Genomic DNA, 17,255 nt, shown 5'->3' with positions numbered 1-17,255 from the left:
CTGGTAAAACTAACAAATATTGTAGTTTTACTAATTCATTATCTGAAAAACTTACTTACTCATTGTCTAAAAAACTTACTTAAGTATGATGCGTCTCATTGTCTTTCTGTTTATTGGCAGTCTTAGCTTGGTAGGTTTTCGCCCAGCCCCCGTTGCTACGTCACTAACGCCATCTGCTGCTGACCCTGTCAAGCTTTCCTGGGAAGCGTTGCGCGACGTAACATTCAAGAAGAAATGGTACGCCGAAGAGTCGGTATATATGCTTTACCCAACTTTCGGCCCAACAGTTCAGAAAATGAACGGAAAACCCGTGGAACTTACCGGTTATGTGTTGCCCGTTGATCTGGAATCGAACGTATATGTACTGTCGGCATTTCCGTACTCGGCCTGCTTTTTCTGCGGGGGAGCCGGTCCGGAGTCGGTTGTTTCACTCAAATTCAAGAAGCCGGGCCGCAAATTCAAGACCGACGAGCGCCGCACGTTCCGGGGTACGCTGAAACTGAACGCCGATAATATCTACGAACTAAACTATATTATCGCTGACGCTGAGATGGTTGACGCCTCGTAGGCTGGTTAGGTCCACTTTTTTTGTCCAAAGGGCTTGACTGATGCCGCCGAATCGCACATCTTTGCACCCGCAATGGGGGATTAGCTCAGCTGGCTAGAGCGCTTGCATGGCATGCAAGAGGTCATCGGTTCGACTCCGATATTCTCCACAATAAAGCCGCCGATCGATTTGATCGGCGGCTTTTTCGTTATTAGTCGACCTGATAAGGATTTACTGAGCGGTCTACTGACGTAGTCTGTTGATAAGCCTGAAACGATCTGTAAACCTGCTGACTTGGCTAGAATGGCCGTAACGCTTTCACGAAACGCCCCTTAAAGTAATTGGAGTAGAGATTGTCTTCGCGGACGCCGCGCGATGACGACGCGTGGATGAAGCGGATATCGTTAGCGGCACGTACCTCCGTTACGATAGCCACGTGTGATACGTACCCCTCTTTGCCGCTTTCCGGAACGAAGAAGACCAGATCGCCGGGGCGGATGTCGCTTACCTCAATCTCGTAACCCACTTCTGACTGCTGCCACGAAATGCGGGGCATCTTCAGACCGACCGACGAAAAGGCGGCACAAACCAGCCCCGAGCAATCGATGCCATCATAGCCATTCCCACCCGAGCGGTAGGGGGTACCCGTATAGGTCCGGGCCTGATTGATCACTTCACCAACATACCGGCTGCCATACGTACGGGAGTCGACGGTGCGCAGGGGAGCCGCCGTTTTGGTAGCCTTGGCTGTGGTGGTGGGCCGCGCTGCCGGGCGGCGGGTGGCCGTTGAGGCCGCGTTGCGGCTTGATGAGGACGACGACGAAAAAAGCGGGCCGGTTGACGAGCAGGCGGTGGTAAACAGCAACAGGCCCGGCAACAGCCAGAAACGGTAGGGCATAGGACAGGAAAATAGGCGTAGGGCCGACCGCCAATGGCCGACGTCCAACCGCCGAAGTAAGAGACAGGGGACGTTCGCCATTGACGGTGAACCTGACTGGTTATTCGACAAAATCCAGCGGCTAACCTATCAAATTTTCATCGATAACGCAATCCGCTTGCGATTCGTATCGACTTCCAGCACTTTCACCCGAACGGTCTGATGAACCCGAACTACCTGATTGGGGTCAGACACGTACCGGTCGGCGAGCTGTGAAACGTGAACCAGCCCATCTTGCTTAACCCCAATATCGACAAAGGCCCCGAAGGCAGTGATGTTGGTCACGACGCCCGGCAGCACCATGCCTTCGTGCAGATCGGCGATGGTTTTAACGCGCTCATCATAAGCAAAAACGGTGAGTGCTTCCCGAGGGTCGCGCCCCGGCTTGTCCAGCTCAGCCAAAATGTCGGTTAGCGTAGGTAACCCTACAGCCGCGGATACGTACCTGTCGGGTTTGATTTGTCTGCGCAGGTCGGGTTTCTGCACCAGTTCGGCAACCGAGCAGCCCAGGTCTGCGGCCATCCGGCCCACGAGTTCGTAGCGCTCGGGGTGAACGGCCGAGTTGTCGAGCGGATTTTTGGCGTTGGCAATGCGCAGAAAGCCAGCCGCCTGCTCGTAGGCTTTGGGGCCGAGCCGAGGCACTTTTTTGAGTTGTTCCCGCGCCTGAAAGGGGCCGTTCTGAGCCCGATACGCCACAATATTCTGTGCCAGTTGCGGCCCTAGTCCCGACACATATTGCAACAGATACGCGCTGGCTGTATTGAGCGACACGCCCACCGAGTTCACACAGCTTTCGACCACGTCGTCGAGGCCTTTTTTCAACGCGTTCTGGTCTACGTCGTGCTGATATTGCCCAACTCCGATCGATTTGGGATCAATTTTGACCAGTTCGGCCAGCGGGTCCATCAGTCGCCGCCCAATGCTGACCGCGCCCCGTACGGTTACGTCTTTGTCAGGAAACTCCTGGCGGGCCACCTCAGACGCCGAATAAACGGATGCGCCCTGCTCGCTGACCATCACCACGGGCTTTCCGAGGCTCAGGCTTTGGATGAAGGCCTCGGTTTCGCGTCCGGCCGTACCGTTGCCAATAGCAATGGCATCGATCTGATGTTTCTGCACGAGTGTCTGCACCGTCTGGGCAGCCCGTTGTTTCTCAGCTTCTGACGCAAACAGGTTTAATACTGTTTCGGTCAGTAGGTTGCCCTGAGCATCGAGGCAAACCGTTTTGCAGCCCGTCCGGTAGCCGGGATCGATCGCCAGTACCCGCTTTTGACCGAGCGGAGCACTGAGCAGCAATTGGCGCAGGTTGGCGGCAAAGATGCGGATCGCCTCTTCGTCGGCTTTGTCTTTCGAGAGGTTATCGAACTCTGTTTCCAGAGCTGGGCGCAACAACCGTTTGTAACTGTCTTTGATTGCCAGGGCCATCTGGTCTTGGCTAGCTTTTGTAGCACCGGCGTACTGCTTGCCCAAAAACTGCCGGTCGAGGCGGTCGAGTGCGGCGTCTTCGTCGGGAGCTATACTCACGCTCAGGATACCTTCTGCCTCACCACGGCGCAACGCCAGCAGGCGGTGGGAGGGGACCCGCCGCAGGGGTTCGGCAAAATCGAAGTAGTCTTTATACTTCTGGCCGTCGGTTTCCTTGCCTTTCTTCACCGTCGAGCGAATAATGGCTTCGCGCTCAAACAGAAGCCGAATCCGTTGGCGGGCATCGGCATTGTCGCTGATCCGTTCGGCAATGATGTCCCGCGCACCTTGCAGGGCATCGGCTACCGTGAGGGGAGCCTGTCCCGCTTTGGCGGGGTTATCACTAAGGTAACGGAGAGCGGTTTGCTCGGGGTTGGGGTCGCGCAGGCTAAAAATACGGTCGGCAAGGGGTTCGAGGCCCCGTTCGATGGCCATCATCGCCCGGGTTTTTCGTTTTTGCTTGTAAGGCAGGTAGAGGTCTTCCAGTTGGGCGAGCGTAGTGGCCGCCTCTAGTTTCTGACGGAGGTCGGCGGTTAGTTTGCCCTGCTCGGTAATGCTCGCCACAATAGCGTCGCGGCGTTTATCAAGTGCCTGCAAGGTCTGCGCCTGATCGCGGACGGCCGCAATCTGCACTTCGTCGAGGCCGCCAGTGGCTTCTTTTCGGTAGCGGGCAATAAAGGGGACCGTGGCGCCTTCAGCCAGCAACTGAAGGGTTTGCGTTACTGATCTGACTGGTAAGTTGAGTTGGCCAGCCACTAATGAATCGTAGGAAATAGGCATCGAATAGAGAACGTGTAACTGCCCATCTTTTGGCAGCATTCAACTGCCAAAATTAACCGACTGGCGCTATTCAACTGAACCTGTTTTAACGCAGGGTCTATAGCTATCAAAAAATATGCCAACAACGACATACTCATCATATGAAGTAAACTGATGTATGCGGAACTAGTTAATAAGTACTTACAATCAGAAAAGTGCCTTTATTGGTGTAGACCGTTCAAAAGTTTTTGAATGTATTTTCTTGATAATTTCTGTTTCTGGGTAACTCTAAAGAAAGGCTTGTAGCGTGTCTTTTAATAAGTTGAAAAATAAAATAGTTTAAGAAATTATTCGGAAAATTACATGAAATAACAATCATCTAGCGATTTATACGTACCTAAATTCGATTCAGCCATAGCGCTGGGTCTGGTCACTCATTATGAGTAATTATGGCTAAGTGTTCTGCTTTAAATGTAACTCGCTGATTACTATGCGCATTGATGGCATATTATTTGACGAAGAACTTGTCATACATCCAACTTTATATCTATGAGAAGAGCCTATACGTGCAGCGAACGCCCTGTTCGTAATTCCATCCCTTGTGTGCTACCTGAAGCAAGCACGCGAACCTAAGCAGTTACTTGATAGTCTGCTAATCCTCTCTCCAGTTACCTGGTCATTCTCCTTCTGAAGGGTTTTGCGTGTGGCAAATCACTCAGGTCCTTTATGTTTCATTAAGTAGCCCTGCCGGGCTGATGGCAACGTCTCATTTGGGCGGAAGGGCTGCTCTATACCTTTATCTAACCATGACAGAACAACTAAAACAGTGCATTCTATCCTACCTGAATTTGCGTCGATCACTGCTCTGGACGCTACGAGAAATTAACCATCAACGTGCCGATTGGTATCACGATATTGGCCTTACTGCCGCCATCAAGCGTCAACGTGAACGGGACGCCAGTGGCTGGAATTTCGCTGAATTACAGCAAATTGCCGATTGGACCGGGGCGTCAAAACAACCGATTATTCTCTTGAAAAGTAAACTGGTCGATGTGCCAGGCCTGGTAGCCCGGATGCCGGTACATGATCGGCAGCGGTTTTATCAGAAGTGTAATATGGATTTGCAAAAGCTCAACGTTCGGGTGCATAACATCAACGCCTGGAAGTTGGATGAGCTGGAGCGGATGGTGAAATATATTGATGAAGTGGGTCAGCGTTAATGGCTGCCTTCAGCGTAATTAGGTCGGGCTCGGGTTTGTAAATCCGGGCCCGGCATTTTTTTAAAATGTGACCGGACGAAGTCTGAAGTTCGGACGACGTATATAAGGTGGCGGTCTCGTACTGCAACCAATTACTCAGACCCGTTATCTTCTGCTTATGTTGCAAGGTCAATTGCTGAGGTTGGTAATAGGCCGTTAAGCAGAATACTGTTAATAGACCCAAGTGACCTAGGTAAATAACCGTTCGAGACTTAGGCCCGTCACGCAACAAAAAGGTTGTGTAGAGCCCTATAGTGATCATGGCCGATAGCAACTGATACCGGGAGTTAAAAGCCGTGTTGACACCGATGCGGCAGCGAGAAAAGGCAATGAGTAGGTCAACGGCAAAGAACAATGCAATGAAGGTATATAATAGTGGGTACCGACGAGCATATCCACTCAGCGTTAGATAGCCGAAGTAGAGCCAGCTGACCAAACCGATGGCGTAACAAGCCATCAGATTCAACTGCCAGAGTGTAGGGTTGGTCCAAGGGACCTGAAAGCTGGCGCCCGGAAAGGAGAGGGCAAACCGCACGAATACACTGCCATGATCTCGCAATAAGTTAAGCGGTTGCTGGCTAAGGTGCGTTGGCTGATAACCGTGAAGATAGGCGATCATAACTAGCGCGGCACTTACCAGCCAAACCAAGCAGACATACCACCGCTGGTATAACAGTAACAAGAGCAGGCCACCAGCCCACGCCAGCGCACCGCACCCGAATGAAAAGGTGGCAATGACAGCGCAAGCAGTGCCTATCCCTAGCCAACGTACCTGGCCCCAGCCGTTGCGTCTTTGGACCTGATGCAGGCTGATAAGCGTTAAGGTCATGCCTAGGAGCGCCGGGTAAGATTGAGACCCGCCTGATACAAACAGGTACGTCTCCCAGGTGTTCAGGCTAAACAGCAGCAGCACGAGCGGTAACAACTGCTGCGGACTTAACCGGACACCACACAAACGAATAAACCGTAAGATTGCCCAGAGCAGTCCGGCCAGAAAAAGACTTTGCCACAATAAGAGCTGACGGAAATTGGCCTCGCCCAGCAGAGAATAGTTCAGCAGCGCCAATAGCCGGCTAACGACAATCCGGTGTTCGTTGTGCTGGCTCAGTAACAAGTCGAATCGACGAGTTGGGTTGGCCTCATAATCCAGCAGAAACTGTAGTGTGGCCTGGTAATCGTCTGCTACAGGTACGTTGATCGCATACTGGTTGAGTACCCAATAATAGATAGTCAACGCTGTGGCAATCAACGCTATCGCCATCCTAGCTGTCCAGAAACTAGTCGTGTTTGACCACTGGAGGTGGGCGCGCCACGAAAGGTCTGATGGGACTGGTATCAGCATCGTTATCTTGGTTAAGTAGACATCAAACAAGCTATGAAAAATCGTGCCTGTATCTGCCTACACCTTATTGGGTAACGATGCTGATTAGTAAACGGTCGTAAACGGCGTTTTATAGTTACATGAGCGAAGCTAGTCGGATACTGACGGCCCGCTTGTGGGCGTCGAGCGATTCAGCCTCAGCCATGGTTTCAACGATTGGGCCGAGTGTCTGCAAGCCCTGTGGCGTAATCGACTGAACCGTTATTTTCTTCACAAAACTGTCGAGCGATACGCCGCTGTAAGCGCGGGCGAAACCGTTGGTCGGGAGCGTGTGGTTCGTCCCCGAAGCATAATCGCCCGCCGATTCAGGGGTGTAGTTGCCCAGAAAAATTGATCCGGCATTGGTGATCTGCTCGGCCACTGTTTCGGCGTCGGCAACGCTGAGGATCAGGTGCTCGGCCGCATACTGATTTAGCAACTCGACCGCCTCGGCCGACGTATCGACCAGAATAGCCTTGCTGTTGCCAATAGCCTTGGAAGCCAGATCGCGGCGGGGTAGGCGGCTGAGTTGGGTATCAAGCACCAGGTTGACCGCCGACAGGAGTTTCTTACTGGTCGACACGAGCAGTACCTGGCTATCGGCACCGTGCTCAGCCTGCGACAGCAGATCGGCGGCCACAAACGCGGGTACTGCCGTGTCGTCGGCGTAGATGGCTACCTCACTCGGCCCGGCGGGCATATCGATGGCGGTACCTTCCTTCGCGACCAGCATTTTGGCGGAAGTAACGAACTGGTTGCCCGGCCCGAAAATCTTGTACACCTGCGGAACGCTCTCGGTGCCATAGGCCATAGCCGCAATGGCCTGCGCCCCACCGATGCGGAAGAGTTTAGTAACCCCCACCAGTTTGGCTGCAAAGTAGATGGCGGGGTGATTAGACGGCGAGCACAACGCCACTTCGCGGCAACCCGCCAACTGCGCGGGCACGCCCAGCATCAGTACGGTGCTGAACAGCGGAGCCGTGCCGCCGGGGATATAAATACCGACTTTGTCTATGCCTACACTACGCCGCCAGCAGGTTACGCCGGGCATGGTTTCGATTTTCTCGACGGGCTGCTTCTGGGCTTCGTGAAACGTACGGATGTTTTGATAGGCCTGTCGGATAGCCGCTTTCAGGTCGTCGCTCAACTGGGCTTCGGCGGCGTCCAGTTCTGCTGCTGAAACAGCCAGTCCGGTCTCCGACAGATCGACCTGATCGAAGCGGGCGGCAAGTTCAATCAGAGCCGTGTCGCCCTGCTCACGTACCTGCGCCAGAATGGGAGCCACAATGGGTTCAATCTGTGCCGATGACTGCGTAGGACGGGCCAACAGACGCGGCCACTCGGCCCGGTCCGGGAAAGGAATGATTTGCATCTCGCTCTTACGAGAATGTATAATGTACGATGTACAATGTATAATGGGCTTGCTCCGGCAACGTACCTGCGCAGTATAGGACCATTGTACATCGTACATTATACATTGTACATTCCTTTTCAGTTTATCATTTTCTCAATCGGGACAACCAGAATGCCCTCGGCACCGGCGGCGCGGATGGCTTCTATGTTTTCCCAGAACGCGTTTTCGTTGATGACCGAATGCACCGAGCTCCAGCCTTCCGTGGCCAGAGGCGTCACGGTGGGGGCCTTCATGCCAGGCAGCAGCTTGGCAATCGACGGAATGGCGTGATTAGGGGCGTTCAGCACAATGTATTTATTGTTTTTGGCTGCCTGCACGGCATTGATCCGGAACAGCAACTGATCCAGAAGCGTCTGTTTATCGGCAGAAAGGGCTGGGTGCGCGATCATGATGGCTTCCGAACGGAAGATGGTTTCGACCTCCTTAAGCCCATTGCTCAACAGCGTGCTGCCCGAACTGACGATGTCGCACACGGCCTCGGCCAGGCCGATGCTCGGCGCGATCTCGACGGACCCGCTGATCTCATGAATGGCCGCTCTGACGCCCTGTTCGGCTAGGTACGTACCCAGCAGGCGCGGATACGACGTAGCAATGTTTTTGCCCTCAAGGTCGCGGACATCGGTATAGGTTTCACCGCGGGGAATGGCGATCGACAGGCGACATTTAGAAAACCCCAGCCGGTGGACGGTCGTTACGTTGCGGCCTGTTTCGACGGCTACGTTTTCGCCCACGATGCCGAGGTCGGCCACGCCGTCCTCAACGTACCCAGGGATATCGTCATCGCGCAGGAACAGAAACTCCGCCGCGAAGTTGGAAGAAACCGATTTGAGCTTGCCCGTTCCGTAGTCGAAGCGAATACCGCAGGCTTTGAAGAGTTGATATGAATCTTCGCTCAGCCGCCCCGATTTCTGGAGCGCAATGCGAATAGGTGATGCCATTGGGTGAGGTGGTCAAATTTGCGGGTGCAAAGATAGGGCTAAAACGGGAGGTAAACAGGGGCTTACTTTTCCAGAGCAACGCATATGAAGCAACACCCAGCTATCAATCGTGAGGGTTGCTGATCCGGAAACAAGGGACTTGCTCCATACAGGTATGAAGACTATATGTCGTTTTGTTAATTTATGGTTTCTGTTGCTTCCTGTTCTGAGTTGGGCGCAAACCATTATGATACAAAGTGGTCAGTTTGTCGATGGCTGTGTTGGGAGCCCCATCAATTTGTCGTTTACAACATCGGGACCGTTTTCAGCGACCAACACATTCCGGGTACAACTGTCGTCTGACAATGGGCAGACCTATGTTGAGCAGCCAGCGTCATTTACGGGGAGCCCCGCCCAGATCACCCTGCCCCCACCTGCCATCCCTAACTTTTATTACTACTGCCGGATTGTGGCTACCGACGACCTACTGCGTAATAGGCCATCCAGCCATGTCTTGCTACGGCTAAAAGACAAGCCCCACGTAGTACTGACAGGAAGCTCGGCTGACAGTATCCCGATCAACCTCTATGAGACGGCCTATCTGACCATGACCTTCAGTGGTGGCGGCAGTTACTCACTGGTCATGCAGGATGGTACCTACCTGACGGACTACGCGCCAACTCAGGTTCAGGTCAAGCCCACAAAGACAACCTCCTATTCGGTTATCAGCGTGCAGAATAGTTGTGGCGTGGGCACGTCGGAAGGGCGGGCTACGGTGTTGGTCAACGAGCAGCAGACCAAAGCCTTGCTGGCAAAGCCCGTGGTGCTGTGCGACGAGGCAACCATCCCGGTTTATTTCGCTACCGAAGGGCCACTGCCCGCTGATCTGACCTTCGAGGCGCAACTCTACGAAGGCACGGGCAATCCGGCCATCGCCACACTGCCCATCAGCGGAACAGGCAGTCCCTTATTACTGACGGTACCGGCGTCGCTGATGCAGAAAAAGGCGGCAAATTATCAGGTATTGATTCGTGCCAAAAACCGCACACTGGCGTTCTGGTACCCAGGGGATGGCTACAGTCTGACACGCGACCTGTCTGCACCCCGCCTGTCGCTCACAGGGTCGGCAACGGTGGCCTTCGGGGAGCCTACGGGTTTTTTTGTCAACTATGCCGATGTTTCCGATGGTACGGTTACGCTGAGCAACGGTCGGCAGCTTACCCTGAGAGGAACAAACGGACGCGCATGGGTGCCGGTCGTGGTCGACCGCCCGACTACCTTCAGCATTGCCGCTTTTGAATCGACCTGTGGCCACGTACCTACGTATGGCGAACGAAGCGTTCAACTGGACGTGAAACCTGGTATACGGGTCGACTCAGTGTCGGCGAATCGGGTGTGTGAAGGTACGCCAGTGACGGTGTATTACTCGACCACCCCTGGTTTTTCGCTTCCTGCCCGCATGCGGTTTCGGACGACGGCAACGGAATGGACCGAGGCTGTTCAGACCCAACCGGGCCAACTCACGTTTGTCGCGCCACTGCGTCTGCCAAATAGTTTCAATGCAGGCTATACGACGATGGAACTGCGCGATCTCGTATCCGATAACTTGATTGCCACCGCCCAATTGTCGCTGGTTGTTAAGGGTAAATCACGAGCCGGATTGTTCCAAGGTGATGGACCTCAGACGATAGCACCAGGGCTTGTAACCCTGTTGTTCAGCTACACGTCTAATCAAAGTGATAACGTAGTTGTGGAGTTGAACTCGGGCCATCGGTTTACCCTGTCTGAAAACTTCACAAACTTCCCGCTATATGTATCACGCTCAACTACCTTTTCGGTAGTAGCCACCCATACCGAATGTGGAACCGATTCGACCCGTTCCGTAGCAGCGTTCATCGTAGATAAGCCGACAGAGTCGCCAACGATTGTGCTGCAACCGGGTGCTATTACACGTCCGGAAAGCAAATCGTATAGCCCAAAGGTTGTTTGTCCTGGTCAGGCGTTCTGGATCAACCCAACGGTCTCAGGTACGTTTGCGGCAGATAATCAGTTTCAACTAGAGATTGCCGATCAAAACGGAAACTTCACCGGACCAGCCTATCTGACAACGACGTCGCCAACGGCTATGTCGATTGCCTGGCCGGGTAGTGTGAAATCGCTGACGGTGCGGCTGTCAGCGACGAATCCGGTTGTGCGAAGTGAACCGCTGACGCTACAGAACTATTACAATGAGCCGAGGATCGCGCTACGTTCTGACGTGATTACTGGGATTTCTGGTGGCATTTCAGAGGCTGGCAGCGCCACGCTGGTCGCTGGTCAATCAATGCAATTAATGTATGAGCTGTCTGGTACTGCGCCGTACAGTTTTACATATGATAGTCCGCAGCGTCTCGTGACGTCGCAGTTAAATTTCCTGCTGTTTAGCTACAGTAATGCCACACTGCTACTCGGCTGGCAGGTTGATGCGAATGGCGTATACGGCCTCAGACGGGCAACCGACGGTTGCGGACGGCTGTTTCCTAACCCACCGGTTAAACAGGTGGCGGTGGCATCGTCGACAATTGTTACGGGAACGCCAGCGATTAGTTGCGCGGGATTGCCCATCCAGATTCCATTCAGCGTGACTGGAACCGTGCCGCCAAACACCACTTTTGTGGTGCAAGCTTCGCTGGATCAAGAAAACTGGCAACGGCTGCCCACCTCCCGGTCAGGTAATCTGCTGTCAACGCAGTTTCCGGCGATATTCGACAATAAGCGAGCCTTTTACCGAGTAGTAGGCCTACTGCCTACGGGAGATACGCTGGCTGGGACAACCAGTGCTGCATGGATACAAACGCCACCCAGCCTGCGCCTGAGCAGCCCTTCTGGTCAGGCGATTGTCAGTCTGGTCGGCTTTGACGGCGTTTCGCTGCCTGTTCAGGCGATCAACTTATCAAATTCGTCCAGAAATGTACTCATCCGTAATCAGTACACGGGTCAGACTGTCAGCATCGGAGAATCTGATCAGTACTATGTCACTTCACCGGGGATATACACGATTGTTTCAGCATCTAATCAGTGTGGATACGGATCGGGAAGTGGGTCGGTTCGGGTCGTGCGAAAACCGACGTTAAGTCAGTTCGTCACCAATAAAACGGCTTACTGCACGGGTGAAACCGTTGCGGTAACGTATGTAGCAACCGACATTACATCGGATAATTCGCTGTCGTTGTATTTGACCGATGGCCGGGCGACCAAAACACTGTTGACGCAAACGACCGTAGCTTCAGGTACGTACTCATTTTCGCTGAGCCCGGCCATGCCGCCTGGCTCCTATTCGCTGGTGTATGAGTCGGCCCTGCCAGTAGAGCCATTGAGTCAGGTGGCGACATTTACGGTACAACAGCCACTTAGTCTCACGCTGGGGCCTGCCCGTGCCGTGGTGTACGCCGATGCCGTCCCGACGTTACCACTGAAAGTCAATACCAATGCTGGGCCTTACAGCCTTACGCTTAGTTCGCCTAGTGGAGTATCGGCGCTCGTGGGTACGTATGCGTCGGTGCTGACGCTGCCTCGGGTTGAAACGGGTACATATACACTGCTGGGAGCCGCTAATCAGTGCGGATCAGGGCGTGTGACGGGGAGCGCCTCAATCACGGTGTTGCCCGCTTCAGCAGTACGCATCGAGGCCGATCCCAAAGCCATCACCGCACTCAACCTGTTGTGCATGGGCAGAACATACACGCTACCCATCTCGGCTAGTGGTACGTTTGGGGCTAACAATGTATTTACTGCTTACCTGACCGATTCGACGGGCGTAAACCGCCTGACGTTGCCCACCATCAGTAAAGGCGATGTGCTGACCATTACGGTGCCTGTCGATGCGCCCGTGGGAGACAGGTATCTGCTCCGCATAGGCAGTTCCGATCCGGTTCATCTGGGAGCCTCCTTGCGTAACGCTGTTCAGATTCGGCCTACGCCAACGGCTGTGCTGACGGGCAACAATACGATCATGAAAGGCGACTCGACCCGCCTGCTGGTAACGATGACCGGAGCGGGCCCCTGGCAGCTTACGATTGCCGATGCGCAGGGGCCCCGTTCCTTTATTGCTGCGCAGAGCCCCTACAGCCTGACCGTCCGGCCCGACACGACGACAAACTACCGGATTACCGAAGTGCGCAATAGTCAGTGTGGGGTAGGCACAGCGAGTGGTACAGCCCTGATCGCCGTCTCGCGCCTGTTGGCAACGGAGCCACTCGCCGTGCAGGTACGTGTGTGGCCTAACCCCACGGTCGGCAGCTTGCAGGTGGCCGGTGAGCTACCCGCCGACGGACCGGTGCAGTTGTCGCTTCGTAGTCTGCTGGGTACGTTGGTGCAGAGTGTGGGGGTGAGCTCCCACCAGCGGCAATTGCAACATACGCTCGACCTGAGCCAACTGCCCAGCGGCCTTTACATTCTGACAGCCGAGCAGCAAGGCCGTCGTAGTCAGTTTAAGGTCGTGAAACAGTAAGCCCTTTGTAAAACCGATCATCTGGTTGCGAGTGAATCGCTACTAACATGCCTGAAGCGTGACCCTAGCATGGTCCGACAGATAGTTGGCACAGAGGGTATTGTACCTGCCGATTTCCGGCTAAATTGCGGATAGCCAGCTGGTAAACCTGCCGGAACGGCTTTTGTCTTACCTTTGTTTCATAATCAAGCGGTTAGCTGGCCAGGAGCAAAAGGTCAGCGTACTCATAACTTTTTCAACGCTGCAACCTTGACATTCCAGGACTTTAACCTCCACGACGACCTGCGGGCGGGTGTGGATGCCATGAATTACAAACAGGCTACCCCTATTCAGGAACAGGCCATCCCCCTTATTCTCGAAGGCAAAGACTTGATCGCCTGCGCCCAAACCGGCACCGGCAAGACAGCGGCTTTCCTGATTCCCCTGCTCGATCGGATCGCTCACGCCAACCACGACCATACCAGCACACTGGTGTTGGTGCCTACGCGTGAGCTGGCCAAGCAGATCGACGATCAGGTAGAAGGGTTTAGCTATTTCGTATCGGCTACGAGCATCGCCATCTATGGCGGTGGCAAAGGCGATGAGTGGGACAAACAACGCCGCGCCCTTGAGACCGGAGCCGATATCATTATTGCCACGCCGGGCCGTTTGCTGGCACACATGCAATTGGGCTACGTCAACTTCGATAAGCTCGATTACCTCGTGCTCGATGAAGCTGACAAAATGCTCGACATGGGCTTCTCCGACGATATCCTGAAGATCGTTAAGATTCTGCCCACCAAGCGCCAGACGCTGCTGTTCTCGGCGACGATGCCCCCCAAAATTCGCTCCTTTGCCGACCGTATTCTACAACAGCCTGAGGAAATCCGGCTGTCGGTGTCGAAGCCGGCGGCGGGTATTGATCAGCAGGTTTATCTGGCGAAAGATCATCAGAAACTCCCGCTGCTCGAGCACCTGATGGGTCAGATGGATGTGAAAAGCATGGTCTTGTTTACCTCGCGCAAATCGGAAGTGAACGCCATCGTGCGGGCGCTGGCCAAGCGGGGCTATCAGGCCAAAGGCATCAGCTCGGATCTGGAACAGGAAGAGCGCGAAGTGGTGCTGCGCGAGTTTAAAAACAAGCAACTCCAGATCATCGTCGCCACTGACGTGCTGTCGCGCGGGATCGACGTAGACAACATTACCCACGTGGTCAATTTCGACGTACCCCGCGACGCCGAAGACTATGTACACCGCATTGGCCGCACAGCCCGCGCCTCGACTACGGGCACGGCTATTACGTTTGTCAATGAGGCCGATATGAACAAGCTCGGCCGGATCGAAAAGCTCATCGAGCGTAAACTCGACCGGCAGAGTGTGACCGAAGCCCTGGGTCTGGGCCCGGCACCTGTAGCTGGCGTTCGCGACGAACCGGGCCCGTTCAGCCGTGGTCGTGATGGCCGGAGCCGCACAGGGTCAGGATCAGATCGCCGGGCTGGTGGTCGGGGCCGCGATGGTCGACGGCCTAGTGGCGAGCGTTCGCCCCGTCCGGAGGCATCAGTAGCCGCCGAGGGTGAGGTAAGCCCGAATGCTGAAACCACGCCGATGGCCGAGGCAACGACACCGAACGAACAACGTACCCGCAAGCGTAATAACCGCCGCCGTGGTCAACGTCCGGCAGGTGAGTCGGCGGTCGTCCACCCTGCTGAAGCCGGTGCGGACGCTACGGTGGAAGGCACTGTTAACCGGCCGGAGGGTTCGACCAAACCCCGCCGGAAAAAACGCCGCCGTGGGCCACGCCCCGAAGGCGCCTCTGTGTCTGCGCCGTCTACCACCGAAGCGAACGCCGCTTAATTAGCGAAGTCAATCAAAAAAGCAGTTGGGTCAATCGAAGGCGTCAAACCTCGATTGACCCAGCTGCTTTTTTGATACATCCGTGCAACTGGCGAATGACCGTCGACGCCGTGTCGGATTGGGGTAGGCTGATCATTGCCGGACCACTATCTCTCGGTCATCTAGACCATTCCCGACATCGTCGCTATTAAATAGTTTGACGCATACACACCGAGCATCACGAGTAATCTGTTCTGTGGCTTCCCCTCGTAGGCGATGTCGTAGCTGTAATCGAACTTACTCCAATTGAATTTTGGATCGAGTTGCAGCACCTGTTCTTCGTCCTTGTTTTCGATAACGAACTTGTTGTAAAATAGGCCTTTGGCTTTTAGCGCAAATTCCTCTCCGTCCTGAAATGCAAAAATGATTTGGCCATGCCAGTTCATTTTCAAGGTGGCTACGTCTACCCCGGCTTTTGTTACAGTAATGGTGGTGCCGAAAAAGCCAACGGGCTTGACCGTATAGACTTCGGAATTAGCCATCCTGATGTTAACGGCGAGCGAAAACAAATTGTCGTAAATCAGCTGCCCGATCAGCTCTCCATTTTCTGTGACTTGAACGGTCTTTCTATCTGTCGATGTTGCTTTCATTTGTCGAGCGAAGTTGGCTTGTTAAGTTCGTTCGTCTCTTCGGTAAGGGGCCAATAAATCAGTAACATACAAACTGGCTCTGTATGTGTTTTATACTCTTTAGACTTGTTTTAAGAGCAGGCTGCGTTAGCTTAACGGAGTGGCCGATGGGGTAGCGTTCGACGTAGTAGTTGTAGAGCCCCGTTGAGAAGTAAAACTCGACGTTCTTATCCATCAGCTGGAAGCCGTCTTTCATGTACACATAGGCTTTCCGCGACTCGCCAACAGCCTTCAGATTCCTGTTAAGACTAACCAGATCTTCTCTCATGTCTTCAGCCAAGATTGACCTACATTGTATGCAAAATAGTATTTAATGATTACCGTTTAATAAATTAAATAGCCAATTAAAGGTACTTGACTTTGAATGAATATTAACACATACTTATTTAGCAGTGTATTTAACACTAAGTAATATTATGAAACGTAAAAACAGTGTACTCAGATTAGTGCTTGTTCTATGTATTGTAAGCGTAACTGTTACAGGTGCTTATGCAAAAGGGTTTGGTACTACCTGTTCGGCTACACAATCTGTTGACTCAAATGGACAGTGTTCCTGGACTATTACTGAAACAACATGGTTTCTGTGGATTCCTGTTTCGACAACGGTCTCTACTCATCCGTGTTCGAGCAATAATCCTGGAGCTAATGCTTGTGTAGGAGATACGAATCCATCTTAATCTGCTAAATTAGTTGGGCAACGTCGAGAGAGGTTGCCCATTTTTTATGAAATATTCGTTCGCTTTTCTACTATTCCTTTGTGAACTATCAAGCTTTGGCCAGCAACTATCAGGTTTGGTTCTGAATAAGTCAGATAATAAGCCTATTCCTTTTGCCACGATACTTCTTAAAAATGGCAACAATATTTTAACTGGTACTTCTTCTAATGAGAGAGGAGATTTTCTTATAGACTATGATTTAGGAAAAGTAGATAGTGTAGCCGTTTCTGCTATAGGGTTCTATGGCTTAACGATAGCTTGCCCCAAAAGTTCATTCACTATCTACCTTAAAGAACGCCCTATTCCCTTACAGGAAATGGTTGTTCTTTCGAGTACAAACAAGGAAAAAATATTTGGTCCTACTCAAGAGAATGCTACAGTAGTTTTTACACCTAATAGTTATTTAACGGAGCTTGCTACTTATATATATAATGATGAAGGGACATCGGGTTATGTCAAAGATGTTTCTGTATTCGTTGGTGTTCTTGGTAATAAACGAACCCCTTTTCGATTACGTTTTTACAAGAATAATGATGGTAAACCAGGTGAGGAGTTGACAACAACATCGATTGTTGCGAAAGGAAAACGAAAAGGCAAGTGGCTGAAGGTTTCTTTAGAAGAATATAATATTATTTTTCCAGCCGAAGGTTTTTTTGCTTCCGTAGATTGGTTTACGCCAGCCGATGAGCGATTTGCCTATAAAATTGCCTCAACAAAACTTAAGCCAGAAGATCCTTCATTAGTTGATCGATATGGAAATAGTATAGGACTTGTTGTAGCAAAAGTGTCAGCTATGTTCATTCGCGTTGACAACAGTAGTTGGCGAAAATATACGACCAATTTAGACAAAGACATAGTGATGATGCTAAATATAACTGTACGGCTATGAGGG

Annotated in this window: 12 protein-coding genes and 1 tRNA gene; 6 read left to right on the top strand and 7 right to left on the bottom strand. The window is 52.7% G+C overall.

Annotated elements, in window-relative coordinates; genetic code table 11:
- The first annotated feature begins 85 nt into the window (after positions 1–85).
- Together ACAW74_RS24070 and ACAW74_RS24065 are read left to right on the top strand one after the other, a co-directional pair.
- Positions 86–568: a DUF3299 domain-containing protein gene (locus ACAW74_RS24070; protein ID WP_370700803.1), complete on the top strand. Its 483-nt coding sequence runs from the start codon at positions 86–88 to the stop codon at positions 566–568.
- A 74-nt stretch (positions 569–642) separates the two neighbouring features.
- Positions 643–716, top strand: a tRNA-Ala gene (locus ACAW74_RS24065).
- Between the two features lie 129 nt (positions 717–845).
- Here ACAW74_RS24065 and ACAW74_RS24060 read toward each other — a convergent pair.
- A complete protein-coding gene (locus ACAW74_RS24060) occupies positions 846–1,445 on the bottom strand; it encodes a C40 family peptidase (RefSeq protein ID WP_370700802.1) in 600 nt (199 codons plus the stop codon).
- 129 nt (positions 1,446–1,574) lie between these two features.
- Positions 1,575–3,728 (bottom strand): Tex family protein, encoded by a 2,154-nt coding sequence (locus ACAW74_RS24055; protein WP_370700801.1) that lies wholly within the window; start codon positions 3,726–3,728, stop codon positions 1,575–1,577.
- Between the two features lie 785 nt (positions 3,729–4,513).
- On the opposite strand from ACAW74_RS24055, the gene ACAW74_RS24050 reads away from it, so the two are divergent.
- On the top strand, positions 4,514–4,927 hold the full coding sequence (locus ACAW74_RS24050) for a hypothetical protein (RefSeq protein WP_370700800.1): 414 nt from the start codon (positions 4,514–4,516) through the stop codon (positions 4,925–4,927).
- Here ACAW74_RS24050 and ACAW74_RS24045 read toward each other — a convergent pair.
- From ACAW74_RS24045 to hisG, 3 genes are all read right to left on the bottom strand, one after another.
- Positions 4,860–6,227 carry a hypothetical protein gene (locus tag ACAW74_RS24045; RefSeq protein WP_370700799.1) on the bottom strand — a complete coding sequence of 456 codons (1,368 nt, stop codon included), beginning with the start codon at positions 6,225–6,227 and terminating at the stop codon, positions 4,860–4,862. The genes ACAW74_RS24050 and ACAW74_RS24045 overlap by 68 nt on opposite strands.
- Positions 6,228–6,423: 196 nt before the next feature.
- Complete coding sequence (hisD, locus tag ACAW74_RS24040) at positions 6,424–7,698, bottom strand: histidinol dehydrogenase (RefSeq protein ID WP_370700798.1); 1,275 nt, start codon at positions 7,696–7,698, stop codon at positions 6,424–6,426.
- A gap of 119 nt (positions 7,699–7,817) precedes the next feature.
- Positions 7,818–8,678, bottom strand: a complete 861-nt coding sequence (gene hisG / locus ACAW74_RS24035; protein ID WP_370700797.1) for an ATP phosphoribosyltransferase — start codon at positions 8,676–8,678, stop codon at positions 7,818–7,820.
- Positions 8,679–8,904: 226 nt separating this feature from the next.
- Here hisG and ACAW74_RS24030 point away from each other — a divergent pair, with 226 nt between their 5' ends.
- Complete coding sequence (locus ACAW74_RS24030; RefSeq protein WP_370700796.1) at positions 8,905–13,146, top strand: T9SS type A sorting domain-containing protein; 4,242 nt, start codon at positions 8,905–8,907, stop codon at positions 13,144–13,146.
- A 249-nt stretch (positions 13,147–13,395) separates the two neighbouring features.
- Complete coding sequence (locus tag ACAW74_RS24025; RefSeq protein ID WP_370700795.1) at positions 13,396–14,979, top strand: DEAD/DEAH box helicase; 1,584 nt, start codon at positions 13,396–13,398, stop codon at positions 14,977–14,979.
- A gap of 161 nt (positions 14,980–15,140) precedes the next feature.
- Here ACAW74_RS24025 and ACAW74_RS24020 read toward each other — a convergent pair whose 3' ends face one another.
- A complete protein-coding gene (locus tag ACAW74_RS24020) occupies positions 15,141–15,608 on the bottom strand; it encodes a hypothetical protein (protein WP_370700794.1) in 468 nt (155 codons plus the stop codon).
- Between the two features lie 58 nt (positions 15,609–15,666).
- The gene (locus ACAW74_RS24015) at positions 15,667–15,915 is read right to left on the bottom strand and encodes a hypothetical protein (protein WP_370700793.1); all 249 of its coding nucleotides are present in this window, start codon (positions 15,913–15,915) and stop codon (positions 15,667–15,669) included.
- A 455-nt stretch (positions 15,916–16,370) separates the two neighbouring features.
- Between ACAW74_RS24015 and ACAW74_RS24010 the strand changes: the two genes are divergently transcribed.
- A complete protein-coding gene (locus ACAW74_RS24010; protein ID WP_370700792.1) occupies positions 16,371–17,252 on the top strand; it encodes a peptidase associated/transthyretin-like domain-containing protein in 882 nt (293 codons plus the stop codon).
- Positions 17,253–17,255 lie beyond the last annotated feature (3 nt).

The organism is Fibrella musci, assembly GCF_041321105.1.
GTDB lineage: Bacteria > Bacteroidota > Bacteroidia > Cytophagales > Spirosomataceae > Fibrella > Fibrella musci.
Note: the sequence above shows the minus strand (reverse complement) of the source record. Positions and strands in the feature narration are given on the sequence as shown.

Coding starts and splice junctions, on each gene's coding strand:
- ACAW74_RS24055 (WP_370700801.1), bottom strand. CDS start 3,728: ATGCCTATTTCCTACGATTCATTAGTGGCTGGCCAACTCAACTTACCA.
- hisD (WP_370700798.1), bottom strand. CDS start 7,698: ATGCAAATCATTCCTTTCCCGGACCGGGCCGAGTGGCCGCGTCTGTTG.
- hisG (WP_370700797.1), bottom strand. CDS start 8,678: ATGGCATCACCTATTCGCATTGCGCTCCAGAAATCGGGGCGGCTGAGC.
- ACAW74_RS24030 (WP_370700796.1), top strand. CDS start 8,905: ATGATACAAAGTGGTCAGTTTGTCGATGGCTGTGTTGGGAGCCCCATC.
- ACAW74_RS24070 (WP_370700803.1), top strand. CDS start 86: ATGATGCGTCTCATTGTCTTTCTGTTTATTGGCAGTCTTAGCTTGGTA.
- ACAW74_RS24045 (WP_370700799.1), bottom strand. CDS start 6,227: ATGGCGATAGCGTTGATTGCCACAGCGTTGACTATCTATTATTGGGTA.
- ACAW74_RS24060 (WP_370700802.1), bottom strand. CDS start 1,445: ATGCCCTACCGTTTCTGGCTGTTGCCGGGCCTGTTGCTGTTTACCACC.
- ACAW74_RS24015 (WP_370700793.1), bottom strand. CDS start 15,915: ATGAGAGAAGATCTGGTTAGTCTTAACAGGAATCTGAAGGCTGTTGGC.
- ACAW74_RS24050 (WP_370700800.1), top strand. CDS start 4,514: ATGACAGAACAACTAAAACAGTGCATTCTATCCTACCTGAATTTGCGT.
- ACAW74_RS24020 (WP_370700794.1), bottom strand. CDS start 15,608: ATGAAAGCAACATCGACAGATAGAAAGACCGTTCAAGTCACAGAAAAT.
- ACAW74_RS24010 (WP_370700792.1), top strand. CDS start 16,371: ATGAAATATTCGTTCGCTTTTCTACTATTCCTTTGTGAACTATCAAGC.